This window comes from Nonomuraea sp. NPDC050227, assembly GCF_044459705.1.
Classification (GTDB): domain Bacteria; phylum Actinomycetota; class Actinomycetes; order Streptosporangiales; family Streptosporangiaceae; genus Nonomuraea.
Genome location: NZ_JBITJF010000002.1, coordinates 572,264 through 591,271, shown reverse-complemented (window position 1 = coordinate 591,271; position 19,008 = coordinate 572,264). Strand labels below are relative to the sequence as shown.

Here is a 19,008-nt window from a genome sequence, read left to right as displayed (position 1 = left end):
GGCGTCGTCCGCGGGCAGGTGCGTTCGGTGCGTCGCCGAGATGTGAGGAGGGGAGCCGGTGCGGCCCGCGGAGCTCGACAGGTTGACGGTGGGACAGGCGGCTGACCGCTACGTGGAGCTGGTGGTGGCCAAGACGTCGACGGGCGCGCTGTCCCCGGCCACGGCCGAGGTCTACGCGCGTGACGTGGCCACGCTGGTGGCGCTGGCCGGCGCCGACGTGGTGCTCGACGACCTGACCGGCGAGGACGTCGATGCGATCTTGCTGGCGTTCGCGCGCAAGCCCGACGCGCGGCAGGCGGGCGGCTCGGGGGCGGGGCAGTCGCCATCCTCGCAGGCCCGGTTCCGGCGGTCGATCTCGGCGTTGTTCAAGCACGCCACCCTGGCCGGGTGGGTGCAGATCAACCCGATGACGGCGGCGACGGTGACGGCCAAGCAGCGGGGCGGGCTGCGTCCGGAGCGGCGGGCGCTGACGCGGGAGCAGGCCCAAGGGCTGATCGGCGCGGCGCGGCAGTTGCGGGAGGCGCCCGAGCAGGAGGGCAAGCGCCGCGACCAGCGCATGCAGTTGCGTGACGCGGTGATCGTGCTGCTGCTGTCGACGGTGGGGCCGCGGGTGTCGGAGCTGGTGCGCGCCAACGTGGAGGACTTCTACACCAACGACGGGGTGCGCTACTGGCGGATCTTCGGCAAGGGCGGCCGTACGCGTGACGTGCCGCTGCCCGACGACGTGGCCGAGGTGTTGCAGGCCTACCTGGCGCGGGGGCGGGGCCAGGTGGCCGGCGCCGACGACGGCAAGGCGCTGCTGCTGTCGTGGCGGGGGCGGCGGCTGGCGCGGGGCGACGTGCAGGCGGTGATCGACCGGGTGCAGCGGCACGTCGATCCCGATCAGCGGCGTTCGGTGACGCCGCACGGGTTGCGGCACACCACGGCCACGCATCTGCTGGCCGACGCGGTCGACATGGACGCGGTGCGGCGGGTGCTGGGGCACAGCGACCTGTCGACGCTGGGGCGTTACCGTGACGAGCTGCCCGGGGAGCTGGAGGTGGCGATGCGGTCACACCCGCTGTTGCGTGACAAGCCGTCCCGATAGGGCCTCGGCCCCAGGGGGCGATCGGGGTCGTGATGGCGGCCATCGGGGTCGTGATTGGCCGGGGGCGGGCGGGGGCTGGTTAGCTCGGCCGCGTGAACGGACAGATCACCACCGGATGGGTGGACATCGCGGGCATGGCGGCCTACACGGCCCTGCCCGTGGGGGTGCGGCGGCCCGTGGGCGTGCTGGTCGCCGGTGAGATCTTCGGGGTGAGCGGGTACGCGCGGCGGATGGCCGACCGGCTGGCGGGGTTGGGGCATGCGGCCGTCGTGCCCGACTTCAACCACCGGCACGAGCTGCTGCCCTCCCCCGCGGGCTCTTCGGCGGGGCTTGTGCGGGAGGGGGTCGGGGTGCCGGTTGCCGTGGATGCGGTGACGGGTGGCCCGCTGGGGCGGGTGGTGGAGTTGCCGGTCGATGCGGCCGGCCGGGAACGGGGGCTGGAGCTGGCCTGGCTGCTGCGCCGGGAACAGGTGCTGGATGACGCGCGGGCCGCGTCGGAGCACCTGCGGCGCGTGGGCGCCCGGCCCGCTGCGGCGGTCGGGTTCAGCCTGGGCGGCCACGTGGTGTGCTCGGTGGCCGGTGAGCTGGGGCTGGCGGCGGCGGTGGCGCTGTACCCGGGGTGGCTGACGGGCACCGAGCTGCCGCTGAGCCGGCCGGAGCCGACGCTGGAGCGGGCCGCGCGGGCGCCGGGGCGGCTGGTGGTGCTGCTCGGCGCCGACGACCCGATCATCGACGGCGCCCAGCAGCGGGCGATCGCCGAGCGGCTGGAGACGGTGGTGTATCCGGGGGCGAGCCACGGGTTCGCCGCCGACGAGCGTGACACCTTCCACCCGGCCGCGGCTCAGGACGCCTGGCGGCGCATCGAGGACGTGCTGGATGAGGTACGCCGCTCCCGTACGGAATGACCTCGGCCCGGACGGGTCAGGTGCGGGCGGGGGTGGCGCGGACGGCCAGGCGGTCGAGGGAGATGCCCAGGACGTCGGCCAGTGAGGCGATGGTGAAGAACGCCGGCGTGGCGATGCGCCCGGTCTCGATCTTGCGGAGGGTCTCGGCGGACATGCCGGCCGCGGCGGCGACCTCGACGATGCTGCGCTCGCCTCGGGCCTGGCGCAGCATGTGGCCGAGCTGCTCGCCGCGCAGCCGCTCCTCGGGGGTCAGCGGGGATCGCACCATGCCGCCCACCCTACACCCGCGGGATACTTATACCGGTATTGTTATCGCCCCCGGGCGGACCTCCAAGCCGGCCCCAGGGTCAGGGGATGCGGGACACCTCGGGGAAACGGCTGTCGGGCTCCTGGAACAGGCGGGTGGGCTTGCCCAGCAGGTGCAGGTCGAAGAACGCCCCGACGTAGGCGCGCTGGGCCGCCACCGATCGTTGCGGATCGATCGTGCCGACGAAGTCGGCGACCGGCACCCCGCTCTGCTTCCCGTCCTGCTTCCCGTCCTGTGCCTTGGGCAGCGCCGCGGCGATCTGCGGCAGCAGCGCCTGCAGGTCGGTGAACGAGCCGTGCGCGGCGCCCTTGAACCGCAGCTCCCGCTTCCACCCGGTCGAGGCCCGCCAGAACGACTTCCAGCTCGGCTCGCTGTCCCGTGTGTGCGTCTGGGCCGCCAGCTGCAGGAACGGCCTGGGCACGCCGGTGGCGGCGACCGGGCCGACGTAGCCGCCGTCGAGGTTGACCCCGGCGTCCACCCGCGGGTCGTCGTGGACGAGCTGGGCAGCCACCGACCCGCCCAGGGACTGCCCCAGCGCCCCCACCCGCGTCAGGTCGGGCGCGCCGCGCAACCCGGCGGGCATCTCTCCGCCGCCGATGGCCCGTCCCTGCCCCAGGGCCGTGACCTGGTCCAGCACGAACCGCATGTCGGCCAGCCGCGCCCGCGCGTGCCGCTCCAGCAGCGCCTCGATGACGCGCGGGGTGAGCTTGGCCGGCAGCGGCAGCGCGCGCACGACCCGCCCGCCGGGGAACTCCACCTGGTCGGCCTCGTAGGTGTGGTCCACGGTGACGACGAGGTAGCCGCGCGAGGCCAGGTCCTGCACGAGCGTGGTGCCCAGCGTGCGCGGCCCGCCGTCGCCGGAGCCGAACAGCACGACGGGCAGCCGGCCCGCGCCGCGCTCGACCGGCGCGCCGGCACGGGCGGCGGTGCGGGTGGCAGCCCAGTCGACGGCGCCCTTGGCGATGCCCATGGGCGGCGCGGAACGGCGGTCCCAGTCGGCGGCGGCCAGGGGCGCCATGTGGGGGGCGAGCGGCTGCGTGCCGCCCTTGGCCGGGTACCACAGGCTGACCATCAGCTCCCGGTACGGCTTCGACCGCACCAGGGGGTCGCGGCGGGAGCGGTCGACCAGGCGCAGGGCGACGGTTCCCACCGGGTGGGGGCCGCCGGGCGCGGGCAGGGCGACCGTGACCGCCTGCTGTGCCTGTTGGGCGTGCAGGGGGACGGTGACGGGCGTGAGGGTCAGGGCGGCGACGGCCAGAGGGGCCGCGTACGTCTTCACGGGCATGCCGGTGTTCTCCTCGAACGGGACGGAAGGCGGGGGGTGTGGTCCGAGGCTGGCAGGCGGGCTCGCGGGCGGGCCAGCGGCCACGGGCTGACCTGCGGGTACGACTTTCGGATGAGGGGCCGAGATGTTCCTCCTTGCGGAGGATGGGGGGCGCCGGGGCGCGGCCTTTAGGGTGGGCGCATGACTCCGGCCGCCCGCCCGACCGCGCCGCCCCGCTCAACGCCCCGCTCAACGATCGACTCGGCGGTCCGCCCAGTGGTTCGCTCGGTGATGGGTTCGGTGATGGGTTCGGCGGTCCGCCCAGTGAGTGGCTCGACTGTCGGCTCGGCGATCCGTTCGGCGATCCGTTCGGCGATCCGTTCGGTGGTCGGCTCGGTGGTCGGCTCGGTGCCGCCTGTGGTTGCCGACGCGTTGCTGGCTGCTGTGATCTTCGTGGTCACTCTGGGGCCGGGCCGGGTGGCCGAGGGCGGCCCTGCGGTGCTGGCCCTGCAGGTGGCTCTGGTGGCGCCGCTGGTGTGGCGGCGGCGCGCCCCGCTGCTGGTGCTGTGCGTGATCGGCGGCACGGCCGCCCTGCAGTGGGCTGTCGACGTGCAGCTTCCGGCCGACGCGGCGCTGCTGGTCGCGCTCTACACGGTGGCGGCCCGCCGTTCGTGGCGGGCGACGGTGGCCGCCGCGTTCGTGTTGGAGGCCGGGGTGGTGGCGGCCGCGGCGCGGTGGGCGCCGCCTGGCCGGATGCCGTTGACGGTGGCGGCGCTGAGCGCGATGTCGGCCGCCGCCCTGGCAGCCGGGCTGTGGGCGCGGGCCCGGCGGGCGTACGTCGCCTCCCTGGAACGCGACCGCGACCAGCGGGCACGTCTGGCGGTCGCCGAGGAGCGTGCCCGGATGACGCGCGACATGCACGACATCGTCACCCACAATCTGTCGGTCATGGTGGCGCTGGCCGACAGTGCCGCCTACGTCCACGACCGTGCGCCCGGTCAGGCTGTGGCCGCGATGGCGCAGATCGCCGACACCGGCCGCCAGGCGCTGCGTGACATGCGCCGCTCCCTCAGCACCGACCAGGACGCCGATCGAGCCACCGACGGAAGCGCCGGTCAGGGCGTCGACGGAGGTGTTGACGGAGGCGTCGGCCAGGGCATCGGCCAGGAGCAGGAGCCCGGCATCGCTCCGCTGCACCCGGCGCCCGGTATCGCCGACCTCGGCCCGCTGGCCGACCGGATGCGCGCCGCCGGCCTGCCGACCCGGCTGCGGGTCGACGGCGACCCCGCCGACGTCCCGGCCGCCGCGCAGCTCACCCTCTACCGGCTGGCTCAGGAGGCGCTGACGAACACGCTGCGGCACGCCCCCGGCGCTCGCGCGCACGTCCGGGTGCACCTGACCCGCCGGCGGGCCGACATCGAGATCACCGACGACGGCGGCCGTCCGGCGCCCCTGCGGCCCGCCGGACGGGGGCTGGCCGGGATGCGTGAACGCGTCGCCGCCTACGACGGCACCCTGCACGCCGGCCCGGCCCCCGGCGGCGGCTGGCGGGTCGCGGCCGTCCTCGACCTGACCGGCCCGGACACGAGCGGCCTGGACACGCGATGAGCCTCGACCTGACTGGCGCCCACCTGACCGGCGCCCACCTGACCGGCCTCCACGCGAGCGGCCCGGACGCGCCATGAGCCTCCACCTGACCGGCCCGGACGTGCCATGACCATCCGGCTGCTGATCGCCGACGACGAGGCGCTGCTGCGGATGGCCTTCCGCATGGTGCTGGACGCCGAACCCGACCTGCACGTCGCCGGTGAGGCCGCCGACGGCGAACAGGCTGCCCTGCAGGCCCGCCGGCTGCGCCCCGACGTCGTGCTCATGGACGTCCGCATGCCCGGCCTGGACGGCATCGAGGCCACCCGGCGGATCGTCCGCGACTGTCCCGCCTCGAAGGTGCTCATCCTGACCACCTTCGACCTCGACGAGTACGCCTTCGCCGGGCTCAAGGCCGGCGCCGCCGGGTTCCTGCCCAAGAACACCCCGCCCGCCGACCTGCTCAGCGCGATCCGCAACGTCGCCGCGGGCGAGGCCGTCCTGTCGCCGCGCGTCACCCGCCGCCTGCTGGACAGGTTCGCCCCCCAGCTCACCCCCGGCCCCCGCGAACAGCACCGGCTGCTGGACCTGCTGACCGCCCGCGAGCACGACGTGCTCGTCCAGGTGGCGCGCGGCCTGTCCAACGCCGAGGTCGCCGCCGCCCTGCACCTGGCCGAGGCGACCGTCAAGACGCATCTGAGCCGTGTGCTGCTCAAACTCGGGCTGCGTCACCGCGCCCAGGTCGTGGTGTTCGCCTACGAGAGCGGCCTGATCCGCCCCTCCTCATGACCCCGCTCCCCCCGGTGGACCAGCGCGGCGATCCGGGCGCTCACCTGCCGCCACACCCCCGGCGGGAACCCGTGTCCCATCCCCTCGACCAGCAGGAACTCCGCGCCCGGGATCGCCTGCGCCGTGGCCCGCCCACCGGCGGGGTCGGCGGCGGCGTCGGCCGCGCCGTGGATCACCAGCGCCGGCATCTCCAGCCGAGACAATCCTTCCCGCCGGTCGCCCGACCCGATCACCGAGGCCGCCTGCCGCAGCATGCCGGCCAGCGACCAGCCGCGGTCCCAGGCCCGCTCGGCCACGGCCCGTACCGCCTCCAGGTCGGCGGCCACGCCGTGGGCGCTCGCGCCGGCCACCATGCGCGCCACGTACAGCTCGCGGGTGGTCGGCGGCGGCCCCGGGACGCCGCGCGCGGCGCCGGGGCGCGCCGGTGGGGGTGTCATGCGGTCGCCGTGCGTGGACATGATCGAGGTGAGCGACCTGACCCGCCCAGGGTGGGCGACGGCGACCGCCTGGGCGATCATGCCGCCCAGCGACGCGCCCACCAGGTGGACGCTGTCCAGGCCCAGGACGTCCAGCAGGCCCACGGTGTCGGCGACCAGATCGTCCAGCGTGTAGGCCAGCGAGGACAGGTCACCGGCCAGCGCCGCGGCGAAGTCCGGCTCGCCGGCGCCGTCGAAGTGGGTGGAACGCCCGCAGTCACGGCCGTCGAACCGGATCAGCTGCAGGCCGTGCCCGGCCAGCTCGGCGCACAACCCGTCGGGCCAGTTGATCAGTTGCCCGCCCGCCCCCATGATCAGCAGCACGGGCGGCGCGGCCCGGTCACCCAGCCGCTCGTACACGATGTCCAGCCCGGCCGGCCCGACCCCGGACGCCGTCTCCTCGCCCACTTCCTGCCCCACTTCCTGCCCCACTTCCTGCCCCACTGCCGCCCCTTGCCGGCACGGACGGAAACTGTCGGCGCCCGTCGCTACCGTGACCGCATGGACGACAGCATCGTCATCACCGGCGCGCGCGTGAACAACCTCAAGAACCTGTCCCTGCGCATCCCCAAGAACCGGCTCGTCGTCTTCACCGGCGTGTCCGGCTCGGGCAAGTCGTCGGTCGTCTTCGACACCGTCGCCGTGGAGTCCCAGCGCCAGCTCAACGAAACCTACTCCTGGTTCGTCCGCAACCGGCTGCCCAAACACGAGAAACCCGAGGCCGAGGCCATCGACAACCTCGGCGCCGCCATCGTCGTCGACCAGAAGCCGGTCGGCGGCAGCTCGCGTTCCACCGTCGGCACCATGACCGACATCCTGCCGATCCTGCGCGTGCTGTTCTCCCGCTACGGCACGCCCAGCGCCGGCTACTCCTACGCCTACTCCTTCAACGACCCCCACGGCATGTGTCCCGGCTGCGACGGCCTCGGCCGGGCCGTCCGCCTCGACCTCGACGCGCTGCTCGACCCGGGCAGGTCCCTCGACGACGGCGCCATCCGCTTCCCGCTGTTCGGGGTCGGCACGTGGCAGTGGCAGATCTACGCCCGTTCCGGCACCTTCGATCCGGCCAAACCCGTCGCCGACTACACGGAGGAAGAGCGCCACCTGCTGCTGCACGGCGGCGGCTTCACCGTCGAGGTCCACGGCAAGAACGGCACCCTCAACAAGGTCGACTACGAAGGCGTCGCCGACCGTTTCACCCGCCTCTACCTCAAACGCGACCTGTCGGGGCTCAGTGACAAGACCCGCGAGGCGGTCCTGGCCTTCGTCACCGAGGGCACCTGCCCCCAGTGCCGGGGCGCGCGTCTCAACCAGGCCGCCCTGGCCACCATGATCGGCCCCCACAACATCGCCGACCACGCCGCCATGGAGATCACCGACCTCATCGGCGTCCTGACCGGGCTCGGCAACCCCGTCGCCGACACCGCGGCCGCCGCGTTGCGCCGCATCGACCAGATCGGCCTGGGCTACCTCACCCTCGACCGCGAGACCACCACCCTGTCCGGCGGCGAGAGCCAGCGTCTGAAGACCGTCCGCCATCTCGGCTCCAGCCTCACCGGCATGACCTACGTGTTCGACGAGCCCAGCGCCGGCCTCCACCCGGCCGACGTCGGCCGGCTCAACACGCTGTTGCGGGCCCTGCGTGACAAGGGCAACACCGTCCTGGTGGTCGAGCACGACCCGGACGTCATCGCCGTCGCCGACCACGTCATCGATCTCGGGCCGGGAGCCGGTCTGCACGGTGGCACCGTCGTCTACGAGGGCTCCGTCGAAGGGCTGGCGCGCTCCGGCACCCTGACCGGCCGCCACCTGCGGGCCCGCACCCCGCTCAAGAGCGCCGTGCGCCGCCCGACCGGGCACCTGACCATCACCGACGCCGCCCTGCACAACCTCGACCATCTCACCCTCGACGTGCCGACCGGTGTGCTGACCTGCGTCACCGGCGTCGCGGGGTCCGGCAAGTCGACTCTCATCGGCGAGGTGTTCACCGCCCAGCATCCCGGCGCGGTCATCGTCGATCAGGGCGCCGTCGCCGTCTCGGCCCGCTCCAGCCCGGCGTCCTTCATCGGCGTCCTGGACCCGGTCCGCCGTCTGTTCGCCCGCGCCAGCGGCACCCAGCCGGGGCTGTTCAGCTACAACTCCACCGGCGCCTGCCCCGCCTGCGAGGGCCGCGGCGTCATCCACACCGACCTGGCGTTCATGGACCCGGTCACCGCCGTGTGCGAGATGTGCGGCGGCAGCCGCTACAACCCCGAGGCCCTGCGTCACCGGCTGCGCGGGCACACCATCGTCGACGTCCTGGCCCTGACCGCCGAGCAGGCCGCCGCGTTCTTCACCGAACCGGCCATCCGCGACCGCGTCACCACGCTGGTCGACGTCGGCCTGGGCTATCTCACCCTCGGCCAGCCCACCTCCACGCTGTCGGGCGGCGAACGCCAGCGGATGAAACTGGCCGGCGAGCTCACCAAGACCGGCACCGTCTACGTTTTGGACGAGCCCACCACCGGCCTGCACCTGTCGGACGTCGACACCCTCATCGACCTGCTCGACCGCATCGTCGACGCCGGCAACACGGTCATCGTGGTCGAGCACCACATGCAGATGGTCAAACGGGCCGACTGGGTCATCGATCTGGGGCCGGGCGGCGGCAAACACGGCGGCCGCCTGATGTTCCAGGGCACCCCCGCCGACCTGCTGACCGCTTCGGGGTCCCGTACCGCCGAGCATCTGGCCGCCGCGCTCGCCTGACCGGCCGCGAGAGGGGTGGGGCTGATCGTGCCGGGGGCGGCACGATCAGCCCAGTGTCAGCCCTGGGGTTCCTCCGCCGGGCAGCCGATGCCCTTGGCGGGTACGGACGCCGAGATCAGGTAGCTGTCCATGGCGGCCGTGGTGCAGGTGGTCATGCCGTAGACGCCGTGGCCCCAGCCGTCGTAGGTGAGCAGGGTGGCCTTGGGGCCCAGCTGACGGGCCACGTTGGCCGACCACGCGTACGGCGTGTCGGGGTCGTGCCTGGAGGTGGCCACCAGCAGCGGCGTGCTGCCCTTGTACCGCAGCGGGTGCTGGGGGTTGTTGACCGGATGGCCCTGGCAGATCGGCATGTCGCCCATCGGCATCGGGTTGTAGCGCATGTCGGGGGCCACCGCGTTGGAGGCGCGCATCACCTCGGCGTACTCGGCGTAGCCCCGCAGCGACAGGTTCCAGTCCTGGCACAAGATCGCGGTGGGCAGTTCGGCGTACTGGCCGTTCACCGGCCAGTTGCCGGGAGGGCCGGGCATGTCCTCGGGCACCGGGCCGCCCGCCAGCGCGAGCAGCACCTTGGCCTCCAGCCGCCAGGCGGGCGCCTCGTTGAGCACCACGCCCAGCCACTGCAGGTTGTGCGCGCTCACCGGGCGGCCGTCGCCCGGCCACAACAGCTGACCGCGGCCGGCCTTGGCCAGCAGCCCCTTCCACAACGCCCGGATGTCGCGGCCGCGCAGGACGCAGTCGCTGTCACGCTCGCACCAGGCGATGAACTCCTCGAAGCTGTCCTGGACGGTGGCGGCCTCGCTCACCTGGAACGCCTTGACGTCCAGGCTGTGGTCCATGTTGCTGTCCAGCACCATGGCGCGGATCCGGCCCGGGAACAGCTCGGCGTACATCTGCTGGGCCAGCGTGCCGTAGGAGACGCCGTAGGAGGTCAGTCTGTCCTCACCCAGCGCGGCGCGGATGGCGTCCATGTCGCGGGCCACGTTGACCGAGTCGAGGTGGTCGTACAGGGGGCCGGTGAGCTTGCGGCAGTCGGCGCGCAGCCTGTTGTCGAAGGCGACCCACGTCAGGTAGTCGGCCTGGCTGGTCATGACCGGGTAGGGCATCTGGTTGTACACCGAGGCCGAGCAGGTCACCGAGCGGCTGCGGGCGACGCCGCGGGGGTCGTAGCCGACGATGTCGAAGCGCCGCTGGATGTCCTGGCTGAAGCCGGAGGGGCGCAGGATGTCGTTCACGCCGGAGTTGCCGGGCCCGCCGGGGTTGGTCAGCAGGGAGCCGATCCGCGCCGACGGGGTGGTGGCCTTGCGGCGGGCCAGGGCCAGGTCGACGGTCGGCCCGTCGGGCTCGGACCAGTCGATGGGCACGGCCAGCGTGCCGCACTCGACGGTGGGTTCTTCCTCGCACGGCCCCCAGGTGATGCCGCGCTTGCCGACGGCATCCGTGACGTCCTGCCGGGTCACCGCCGCGCCGGCCGTCCCCGCCATGGGGACGGCTAACAGCGTCGCCATCGCCATGAGGGCGGTGGCGAGCAGGGATGTTCTTCTCAGCACATTGCCCCTATCGTCGATCGGCACGTCGATCGGCGGGCGGGGCTGCTCGCACGGCGCGTGATCGGGCCCCCTGGCCTGGCCGCGGAGCATCCCCCGTCCTGCCTCAGCGGTCTGTTGCGGGGCCGCTGCCGTGCCTCTCCTTGATCACGACTCGGAATCTAACAGGCGAAGGCCGCGCCGGTGGACATTACGCCAGAATCTGGACACATGCGGGTGCGGGGGCTGTCAAGGGCTTACGGACGTGACCCGTTCGGCTCCATGGCGCGACGGTGCGGCCCCGCCCTCCGGCTCGTGACCGTTCGCCACCCCGGGCGCTTCCCCGGGCACGTGGTGACGGGTCCAGCCCGGCAGAACCCGCCGAACCCGTCACCACGTGCGGGTCAGGCGCCGGTGATCGCCTTGTCCGAGCGCAGGGTCTCGGTCCGGGTCCGCAGGAACGTGCGCAGGGTCTTCGCCTCGGCGTCGACCTTGGCGGTGTCGGCGCCGTCGTTCAGCTTGTAGGCGGCGACGAGGTCGTCGAGCAGGCCGGAGGCGGCGCCGCTGCCCAGCAGCTTGGTGTACAGGGCGCGGTACTGCTCCTCGTACATCTTCTTGAAGGTGGCGTTCTTGAGGAACTTCTCCTTCAGGGGGTGGCTCATGCGCATCATGCCGCCGCCGGGACGCCCCTGCCCGCCGCCGGGCGCGGTGAGGCCCTGAGGCGGCTGCCCCTGCCGGGGTTGCGCCGGCTGGGTCTGCGGCTGGCCCTGTAGCTGGTTCTGCTGGGGACGTCCGGGGCCGAAGCCGCCCATCCCGATCGTGTCGTTGACGCCGCTCTTGGCGTCGCCGTTGAAGGCGAGGTTGAGGTCCCAGGTGATGACCTTGAACTTCCTGGTGGCCGTGTCGTACCACAGGTAGTAGTTCTTGCCGGGGCCGGCCATGTCGTCGAAGTTGACCATGATGTGCTGCAGGGCCAGGTAGCGGGCGAACGAGGTCACGTCCAGGCGGTCGGCCAGGCCCTCGGCGAACTCGGCGTCGGAGGCTTCGCCCGTCCACCTGACCAGGTCGATGACCGGCTGCAGGTCCTTGCCGCCGACCTTGTTGATCTGCTTGAAGTCGCCGGCGTACTCGGTCTGGTCCTCGCCCTTGTAGGTGAAGGAGCCGGTGGCCAGCGACTTGTACAGCACACCGTCGCCGAGTTCCGCCGCGTAGCCCTCGTCCAGGTACTCCACCACCAGGCGCGGGGTGGACGCGCGGCCGTTGACGGTGAAGGAACTGTAGGCCGAGCGCTGGGTCGGCTCGCCGGAGGCGCCGACCAGTGCGATGCCGAGCGCTTCGTTCAGCATCGTCGTCGAGCCCATCGCGGCCGGCCGTACGGCGACCTGGGTGCGCCCCTGGTAGCGGCGGCCCTCCACGAACTCGTCGAAGCTGATCAGCCAGGGCAGGTTCTCCGGCTCCTCGGCCTTCAGGGAGGCGCCGAACATGCCGCCTCCGGGCGGCCCGCCCTGGCCCTGCGGCTGCCCGTTCTGGGGCTGCCCGTTGCCGGGCGGCTGAAAGCCTTCAGGGGGTTGGAAGCCCTCGGGCGGTTGGAAGCCGTCGGGCATCCCTTCCGGCCGCCGGCCGCCGCCGGGCACGGCCCGCCGCTTGGACTGCCCCTTCCAGGTCAGCTGCCCCAGCGTGGAGTTGCCTTTGAGGCGGACGCCGACGCTCGGGACGCGGGTGCCGTCGATCGTCAGGTCGGCTTCGACGTACTTCTTCTCGCCGTCCTTGAAGTACTCGCTCAGCATGTCCTGGTAGGCCTCGTCGGTGAAGGTGAGCTTCACCTCGTGCGCGGTGGAGGCGTCGAACAGGTCCTTGGTGCCGGTCAGGTTCGTGGTGACGGTCTCGGCCTCGGCGGCCTGGGCGGTGGTGACGTACGGGCGGATCGTGCCGCTGCCGAAGACGCCCCAGCAGGCGGCCAGGAACGCCGCGCACAGCGCGACGAGCTTCCAGTTCTGCCGGAGCCTGACGGGGACACGGTGCTTGAGCCGCTTAATCTGTGCCATGTGCCGGGCCTACAGGTCGGTCTGGTCGTACCCGGTCAGGACGGTGACCGACTGGCCGTGGTTGCGCTCGCGCAAGGCGCTGATCAGGTCGCCCGGCTCGCTGCCCTTCTTGATCTTGACGGTGTACATGAGCTCGGTGAGCGCGCCCGCCCTGATCGACTCCATGCTGACCAGCTCGAACTCGTCGGTGTGCCGGACGAGCACGTCCTGGATCGAGGCGGTGAAGTCCTCGTCCGAGGGGACCTGGACCTTGACGACCTGGCGTCGCACGTTGAGCTGGAACCAGTTGAACCGGTGCATGACCATGACGATCAGGCAGATGGCGACGGCGGCGACGATGCCCAGCAGGTAGAAGCGGGTGCCGACGGCCATGCCGACGCCCATCACCAGGAAGATGAACCCGACGTCGCGGGTCTCCTTGATGGCGTTGCGGAACCGCACCACCGACAGGGCGCCGACCAGGGCGAACGCGCGGGCGATGTTCGAGCCGACGACCAGCATGATCAGCGAGATCAGCATGCCCAGGACGACCAGCGTCTGGACGTAGGACTGGCTGTAGGACACGTTGCGGTGCGTGGCCCGGTACACCCAGCCGATCATGGCGCTGAGCACGAACGACAGGGCCATCGCGATGGCGATGTCGGCCACGCTGAACGTGCCGGACAGGTCCTGGAAGGAGAAGTCCATGGGGGTCATGCCTCCGAGAGAACGGTCGAGGGGATGAGGTCGTGGTCGGGAACGTGGAAGATCGAGCGCGGCGCCAGCCCGTGGGCCTCGACGCTCTGGCAGTACTTGGAGACCCGCACCACCTGCAGGTTCCGCTTGGCGGTCAGGTCGGTCAGCCAGTACGGCACCCGCTCGTTGGCCTTGACCTCCACGATCGTCTTGCCGGCCGGGACGATGAGCCGGTTCTCGGCGTCGGCGCCGAGGTGGAAGTCCCGGTCACGGCCGCGGATGCGCTGGTCGAACGTCACCCGCAGGCCCACGTCGGCATCACGGCCGAGGTAGGCGTGCCGCTGGTAGCCGGTGATGGCGACGGGCCGCAGGTCCAGGCGCAGCACCAGGTCGAGCACCTCCTCCAGGAAGGCCCGCTGGGACGGGTCGTGCTCGACCATCTGCCGCCCGTCGCACAGGCGCAGCGCATCGGCGTAAGGGAGGGACACCCGCCGCTTCTGGGTGACCCGGTTGACCCGCTGCTTGATCTCGACGAACACCGGCGTGGCGCCGTCCACGCAGAAGCGGTCGCCGTAGTGGCGCACCCGCAGCTTCCTGCGGAACTTCAGCCCCTCGATCTTCTCCCAGTAGAAGCGCAACTGCCGGGTGTCGTAGTAGACGCTCCAGATGCCGTAGCCCGCCTCGCCGCTGTGCCGGTCGCGATCCAGCCGCTGCTCGATCTCCTCCCGCAGCGCGACCGCCTCCGAGGCGTCCACGAGGTACTTGATCTCGTAGCGGTTGAAGGCGTGCAGCTTGCTGGGGGCCCGCAGCCGGTGGCCCTGGTCACCGTCCGCCTCGGACGGCTGATCAGCATTCTCAGCTGCGGAAACTGCTGGTTTGCGGAACCTTTTCAGCAATGTCCCTCCTTTCGTCAGCACACATCTGACCGCACGAAGCTGGGAACAATGTGTGAACCGTGCCTGACGAGAGGGTGAACGGCCGGGTGGTCAGTCGTCGCGATGCTGAGCGAGTGGCAGCAGCACGCGGAAGGTGGTGCCGCGGCCCGGGACGCTGGTCACCTCGATCCGGCCGTCGTCCGCCTGCACCAGCGCCGCGGCGATGGCCAGGCCCAGGCCCGTTCCGCCGCTGTCGCGGGAGCGGCCAGGGTCGGCCCGGTAGAAGCGGTCGAACACGTGCGGCAGATGACCGGCCTCGATGCCCTGCCCTTCGTCGCGCACCTCGACCACCGCGGCCCTGGCGTGCGCGGCGGGCCCGTCGCCGGCGTGCACGACCCCGGGAGCGGGGACCCCGGCGACGGCGCGGGGGGCGACTTCGACCCGGATCTCGGCGTCCGGAGGCGTGTGCCGCATGGCGTTGCCGACCAGGTTGGCGATGACCTGGTGCAGCCGATGTTCGTCGCCCAGCACGAACACCGGCTCGGCGGAGACGACCAGCCGGATCGGCCGCTCGCGGTCGCGGGCCTGGGCGGCATGGACGACATCCCCGGCCAGCACGTGCAAATCCACGACGGTGGGCGCCAAGGTGGGCTCCTGGTCCAGCCGCGCCAGCAGCAGCATGTCCTCCACCAGAACGCCCATGCGTTCAGCCTCGGCCTCGATCCTGCGCAGCAGCCGCTCGGCCACCGCGTCCCGGGGGCCCTGGCCGTGATGGTAGAGCTCCGCGAACCCGCGGATGGAGGTGAGCGGTGTGCGCAGTTCGTGTGAGGCGTCGGCGACGAAATGGCGCAGCCGCTGTTCCGACTCCCGGCGGGCGCGCAGGGCGGCCGACAGCCGCTCCAGCATGGTGTTGAGCGTCTGGCCGAGCCGTCCGATCTCGGTGCGCGGATCGGCATCGGCGACCCTCCGGTCGAGGTCGCCTGCGGAGATCGCCCGCGCCGTGCGCTCGACGCGCGTGAGCGGGCGCAGGCCCAGCCGCACCACCGCCCAGGCCACGGCGCCCAGCAACACGAGCACCAGCGCTCCCGCGGCCGCCTCGATGACCAGCAACTGCCGCACGGTGGCACGGTTGGCCTCCAACGACATCGACAAGGCGACGCGCTCGCCGTTCGGCAACTGCCTGAGCAGCACCCGCCAATCCTCCCGCCCACTCCGGTCCTGCACCGTGAACGGCCCGTACGGCACCGACCTGACCGCCTCGGCCGGCACCTGCGGGCCGCCCGTCGCGTCCGCGGGGACCAGCCGAGCCAATCGCCCGGCACGGTCATAGACGGCGATCCGGAACTGGGTCGGCAACTGGACGCTCCCAGGCGGCGGCGGAGGCCCGATCGGCGGCCGGCGGGCGGAGGTGGTCGCGGAGAACTCGGCCAGCTGCGCATCCACGCGCGACAGCAGCGACTGCTCCAGCATCACGGTGCCGGCGACCGCGAAGACGGCCAGCCCCGCCGCCGCCAGGCCGAGCAGAGCCACCAGCAGCCGCAACCGCAACGGCCACGGACGGCGGGCCACCCTCACGACGTGCTCTGCAGCCGGTAACCCACCCCGCGCAGGGTGTGGATCAGCGGCGGCCCACCGGCGTCGATCTTCCGCCGCAGATAGCTGATGTAGGACTCGACGATCCTGCTCTCACCGTCGAAGTCGAAGTCCCACACGCGGTCGAGGATCTGCGCCTTGCTGACCACCCGTCCCGCATTGATCATCAGGTACCTGAGCAGACTGAACTCCGTCGGCGACAGGTGGATCGGCCGCCCGGCCCGGCGCACGGTATGGGCATGTACGTCCAGCTCCAGGTCCGCGTACCGCAGGACGCCGTCGTCGGCCTGCTCCTCCGGCGGGCGCGTCCTGCGCAGGATCGCCCGCAACCGCAGCACGACCTCCTCCAAGCTGAAAGGCTTGGTCACGTAGTCGTCACCGCCGGCGGTCAGCCCCGCGATCCGGTCAGGCACCGCGTCCTTGGCGGTCAGGAAGAGCACCAGAGGGCTGTCACCGGCCTCACGAAGCCTGCGCGCCACCGCGAACCCGTCCAGGCCGGGCATCATCACGTCCAGCACGATGATGTCCGGCCGCTCCCGGGCCACCTCCTCCAGCGCCCGGCGGCCGTCCGAGACCGTCCGCACGGCGAAACCGTTCAGCTCCAGGGCCTCCGACAGCAGCTCGCGGATGTTCGGCTCGTCGTCGACCACCAGCACCCTCGCGGCGGATTGTTCGTTCACCACATCGTTCTACCTGCACATGGTGAGAAAAACGTGTGAGCGGTCGGGCGCCGCTCGGCGGCGCCCGACCGCAGAGCTGTGCATCAGCAGCTCAGGTCACGCTCGGGCAGACGGCCCGTCACCAGGAAGTCGGTGACGGCACGGTCACCGCAGGCGTTGCCGTTGGCCAGATACACCCCGTGACCACTGGAGTCCACCGCGACCATCCGGGCCCGCTGCCCGAGCGCCGCACGCATCTTCAGCGCCCCGCTGTAGGGCGTGGCCGGATCCCGCAGATTCTGGATCAGCAGGACGTTGGCCGGACCCCGCGAACCGATCCGCGTGGCCCGCTCGGCAGGCCGGAACGGCCAGTACGCACACGGCCCCAGATTCACCGGCATGCCCGCCGTCAACGGGTAGGCGGCCCGGCTGCGCCGCACCTGCTGCTCGTGCCGGGCGAGCGAGCTCGGCCACACCACGTCGTTGCACATCGTGGCACCGGCGTGCGCGGCGGTGTTCTGCAGTGCGGCCTGCGGCGGCTGGTTCGGCGCGGGCAGCTCGGCGCCGCTCAGCGCGGCCTTCAACAGCCCGGCCAGCATCGGGTAATTCGCCCGCGAGTACAGCGCGTTGAGCAGCGTCTCCCGCAGCAGGTTGCCGGTCAGCCGCTGCTCCGGCTCGGACCCCGGCCAGGCGAGCGGCTCGCGGTCCAGCCGGGCGGCCAGCTCCAGGAACGTCCGGCGCACCGCGGCCACGTCGGCGCCCAGTCCGTAGTCGCCGTCACGCGCGGCCGCCCACGCGCCGAAGTCGGGGAAGGCGTCCTGAACCCCGACGGCGTAGTTGGCCAGCCACTGGCGCGCCACCTTCTGCGGATCGGGGTCGTCATTGCTGTCGAGGATCACCCGATCGGTGGTGCCGGGGAACATCGTGGCGTGCACGGCACCCGCGTAGGTGCCATACGAGACGCCCCAGTAGGAGATCTTGTCCTCGCCGAGCGCCACCCGGATCCGGTCGATGTCCCTGGCGTGGTTGCGGGTGCTGATGTGCCGGATCAGCGGCCCGCCGTTACGGGCGCACGCCTCGGCGATCCGACGCGACCACGCCGCGTTCCCGGCGATCCCGCCGTCGGCGTCGGGGTAGGGCTTCAGACGCGTCAGCGACAGGTCGGCGGGCGCGAGCCCGCAGGAGACCGGCGAGCTCTTCCCGACGCCACGCGGGTCGAACCCGACGACGTCGAAGCGGTCGAGCACGTCCTTGGGCAGCTTCTTCACCAGGGTGCTGGGCCGGTTCAGCCCCGGGCTGCCCGGACCGCCCGGGATGATCAGCAACACGCCACGGCGCACGTCGGGACGGGCCGTCCTGATCCTCGACACCGCCAGCGTGACCGACGGGCCGCCGGGGGCGGAATAGTCCATCGGCACCTCGATCGTCATGCACTCCTGGCGGGGATCGACGCCCTCGCCGGGCCGGCAGGAGCTCCACGAGGTGACGGCGGCGTGCGCCGGAACCGCCAGAAGGGTGGCCGTCAGGGCGGACGCGGACAACAGGGCAAGGGATTTCATCAGGGGCCTCTCGGTTCCGGTGGGGACGTCCACGACTCTGCCGGGTCGTTGATCGCCGAACCAGAGACCTCGTCACCGGCCGCCCGTGACCTCATCACGAAACCGACAAATCACCCACCACCGGAACCAGCACATCCGTCACCAACTCCCCAGGAGGCGTACACCCCGGATCCGACACGTACACCTCCCGCACCGCACCCCTCACCACCAGCCGCCGCTCAGCACACCACGCCAGCACAGCATGCACCGTCAACGCGATCTGGTCATAAGGCCCCACATGAGTCGCCCGCGCGAACACCCCACCCGGCAACACCCCCACCTCGAAACCCTGACCGACCTCCCTGTCCTCATCCAGCAACAACGCCACCCGGACATCCACCACCTCACCTACATCAACCGGAAACAACCCCACCAACCGCACCGGCCCGAACCCCTCCGGCAACCCCGCCACCAACCGCGCCACCGCCGCGGACGTAGCCCGCCCCACATCCTCCAACCCCGCCGCCCGCTCACCCACGAACGCCGCCCGCCCCCCGCCCTGCCGCACCACATCCACCTCAGCCGCCGGCAACCCCACAGCCAGCACCCGCTCCAACGACGCCAACGTCCGCCGCCGACGCGCCAACTCCACCTCCAACGACACCCGAACCGACTCCAAAGCCCCCACCTCCCCCGACAACACCCGCCCCACCACCGCCAACGGCACATCCAACGACCGCAACAACCCGATCGACAACGCCTCCCGCGCCTGATCGGCCCGGTAATACCGGTAACCCGTCACCTCATCCACATACGCCGGACGCAACAACCCCAACTCGTCGTAATGCCGCAACTGCTTCACACTCAACCGACCAAGCCGCGCAAACTGCCCAATCGGCAGCAAATCCTCATCCACCACCACACCCACCCTCACGTA

16 protein-coding genes are annotated in these 19,008 nt (G+C 71.9%); 5 read left to right on the top strand and 11 right to left on the bottom strand.

Translation table 11 applies throughout. The features are described from left to right. Positions 1–58: 58 nt before the first annotated feature. Together ACIBK9_RS09925 and ACIBK9_RS09920 are read left to right on the top strand one after the other, a co-directional pair. Positions 59–1,087 (top strand): tyrosine-type recombinase/integrase, encoded by a 1,029-nt coding sequence (locus ACIBK9_RS09925; RefSeq protein WP_397156717.1) that lies wholly within the window; start codon positions 59–61, stop codon positions 1,085–1,087. Positions 1,088–1,179: 92 nt separating this feature from the next. Then, positions 1,180–1,992 (top strand): dienelactone hydrolase family protein, encoded by an 813-nt coding sequence (locus ACIBK9_RS09920; RefSeq protein WP_397156715.1) that lies wholly within the window; start codon positions 1,180–1,182, stop codon positions 1,990–1,992. 16 nt (positions 1,993–2,008) lie between these two features. On the opposite strand, the gene ACIBK9_RS09915 is transcribed toward ACIBK9_RS09920, so the two are convergent. Then, positions 2,009–2,260 (bottom strand): helix-turn-helix transcriptional regulator, encoded by a 252-nt coding sequence (locus tag ACIBK9_RS09915; RefSeq protein WP_358286695.1) that lies wholly within the window; start codon positions 2,258–2,260, stop codon positions 2,009–2,011. Positions 2,261–2,339: 79 nt separating this feature from the next. After that, positions 2,340–3,584 (bottom strand): alpha/beta hydrolase family protein, encoded by a 1,245-nt coding sequence (locus tag ACIBK9_RS09910; protein WP_397156713.1) that lies wholly within the window; start codon positions 3,582–3,584, stop codon positions 2,340–2,342. A gap of 303 nt (positions 3,585–3,887) precedes the next feature. On the opposite strand from ACIBK9_RS09910, the gene ACIBK9_RS09905 reads away from it, so the two are divergent. Next, positions 3,888–5,171 (top strand): sensor histidine kinase, encoded by a 1,284-nt coding sequence (locus ACIBK9_RS09905; protein ID WP_397156711.1) that lies wholly within the window; start codon positions 3,888–3,890, stop codon positions 5,169–5,171. A 105-nt stretch (positions 5,172–5,276) separates the two neighbouring features. Continuing rightward, on the top strand, positions 5,277–5,939 hold the full coding sequence (locus tag ACIBK9_RS09900) for a response regulator (protein WP_397156709.1): 663 nt from the start codon (positions 5,277–5,279) through the stop codon (positions 5,937–5,939). Here the strand turns inward: ACIBK9_RS09900 and ACIBK9_RS09895 are convergent. Beyond that, complete coding sequence (locus tag ACIBK9_RS09895; RefSeq protein WP_397156707.1) at positions 5,906–6,859, bottom strand: alpha/beta fold hydrolase; 954 nt, start codon at positions 6,857–6,859, stop codon at positions 5,906–5,908. The two genes, ACIBK9_RS09900 and ACIBK9_RS09895, sit on opposite strands and share 34 nt — an antisense overlap. Positions 6,860–6,916: 57 nt before the next feature. Between ACIBK9_RS09895 and ACIBK9_RS09890 the strand changes: the two genes are divergently transcribed. Then, complete coding sequence (locus ACIBK9_RS09890) at positions 6,917–9,163, top strand: ATP-binding cassette domain-containing protein (RefSeq protein ID WP_397156705.1); 2,247 nt, start codon at positions 6,917–6,919, stop codon at positions 9,161–9,163. Between the two features lie 56 nt (positions 9,164–9,219). On the opposite strand, the gene ACIBK9_RS09885 is transcribed toward ACIBK9_RS09890, so the two are convergent. The 8 genes from ACIBK9_RS09885 to ACIBK9_RS09850 all read right to left on the bottom strand — a co-directional run bounded on the left by ACIBK9_RS09885 (position 9,220) and on the right by ACIBK9_RS09850 (position 18,990). Beyond that, positions 9,220–10,710 carry an alpha/beta fold hydrolase gene (locus tag ACIBK9_RS09885; protein ID WP_358286681.1) on the bottom strand — a complete coding sequence of 497 codons (1,491 nt, stop codon included), beginning with the start codon at positions 10,708–10,710 and terminating at the stop codon, positions 9,220–9,222. A 380-nt stretch (positions 10,711–11,090) separates the two neighbouring features. Then, entirely contained in the window at positions 11,091–12,731 is a 1,641-nt protein-coding gene (locus ACIBK9_RS09880; protein ID WP_397156702.1) for a CotH kinase family protein, read from the bottom strand. A gap of 9 nt (positions 12,732–12,740) precedes the next feature. After that, positions 12,741–13,427 carry a DUF4956 domain-containing protein gene (locus ACIBK9_RS09875; RefSeq protein WP_352350664.1) on the bottom strand — a complete coding sequence of 229 codons (687 nt, stop codon included), beginning with the start codon at positions 13,425–13,427 and terminating at the stop codon, positions 12,741–12,743. Further along, positions 13,424–14,302, bottom strand: coding sequence for a polyphosphate polymerase domain-containing protein (locus tag ACIBK9_RS09870; protein ID WP_397156700.1), 879 nt, complete (start codon positions 14,300–14,302; stop codon positions 13,424–13,426). The genes ACIBK9_RS09875 and ACIBK9_RS09870 overlap by 4 nt, the downstream gene beginning before the upstream one ends. Before the next feature lie 90 nt (positions 14,303–14,392). After that, complete coding sequence (locus ACIBK9_RS09865; RefSeq protein ID WP_397156698.1) at positions 14,393–15,856, bottom strand: sensor histidine kinase; 1,464 nt, start codon at positions 15,854–15,856, stop codon at positions 14,393–14,395. Then, positions 15,853–16,554, bottom strand: coding sequence for a response regulator transcription factor (locus ACIBK9_RS09860; RefSeq protein ID WP_397156696.1), 702 nt, complete (start codon positions 16,552–16,554; stop codon positions 15,853–15,855). The genes ACIBK9_RS09865 and ACIBK9_RS09860 overlap by 4 nt, the downstream gene beginning before the upstream one ends. Before the next feature lie 83 nt (positions 16,555–16,637). Then, entirely contained in the window at positions 16,638–18,092 is a 1,455-nt protein-coding gene (locus ACIBK9_RS09855) for an alpha/beta hydrolase (protein WP_397156694.1), read from the bottom strand. A gap of 94 nt (positions 18,093–18,186) precedes the next feature. Continuing rightward, positions 18,187–18,990 carry a MerR family transcriptional regulator gene (locus ACIBK9_RS09850; protein ID WP_397156692.1) on the bottom strand — a complete coding sequence of 268 codons (804 nt, stop codon included), beginning with the start codon at positions 18,988–18,990 and terminating at the stop codon, positions 18,187–18,189. Positions 18,991–19,008 lie beyond the last annotated feature (18 nt).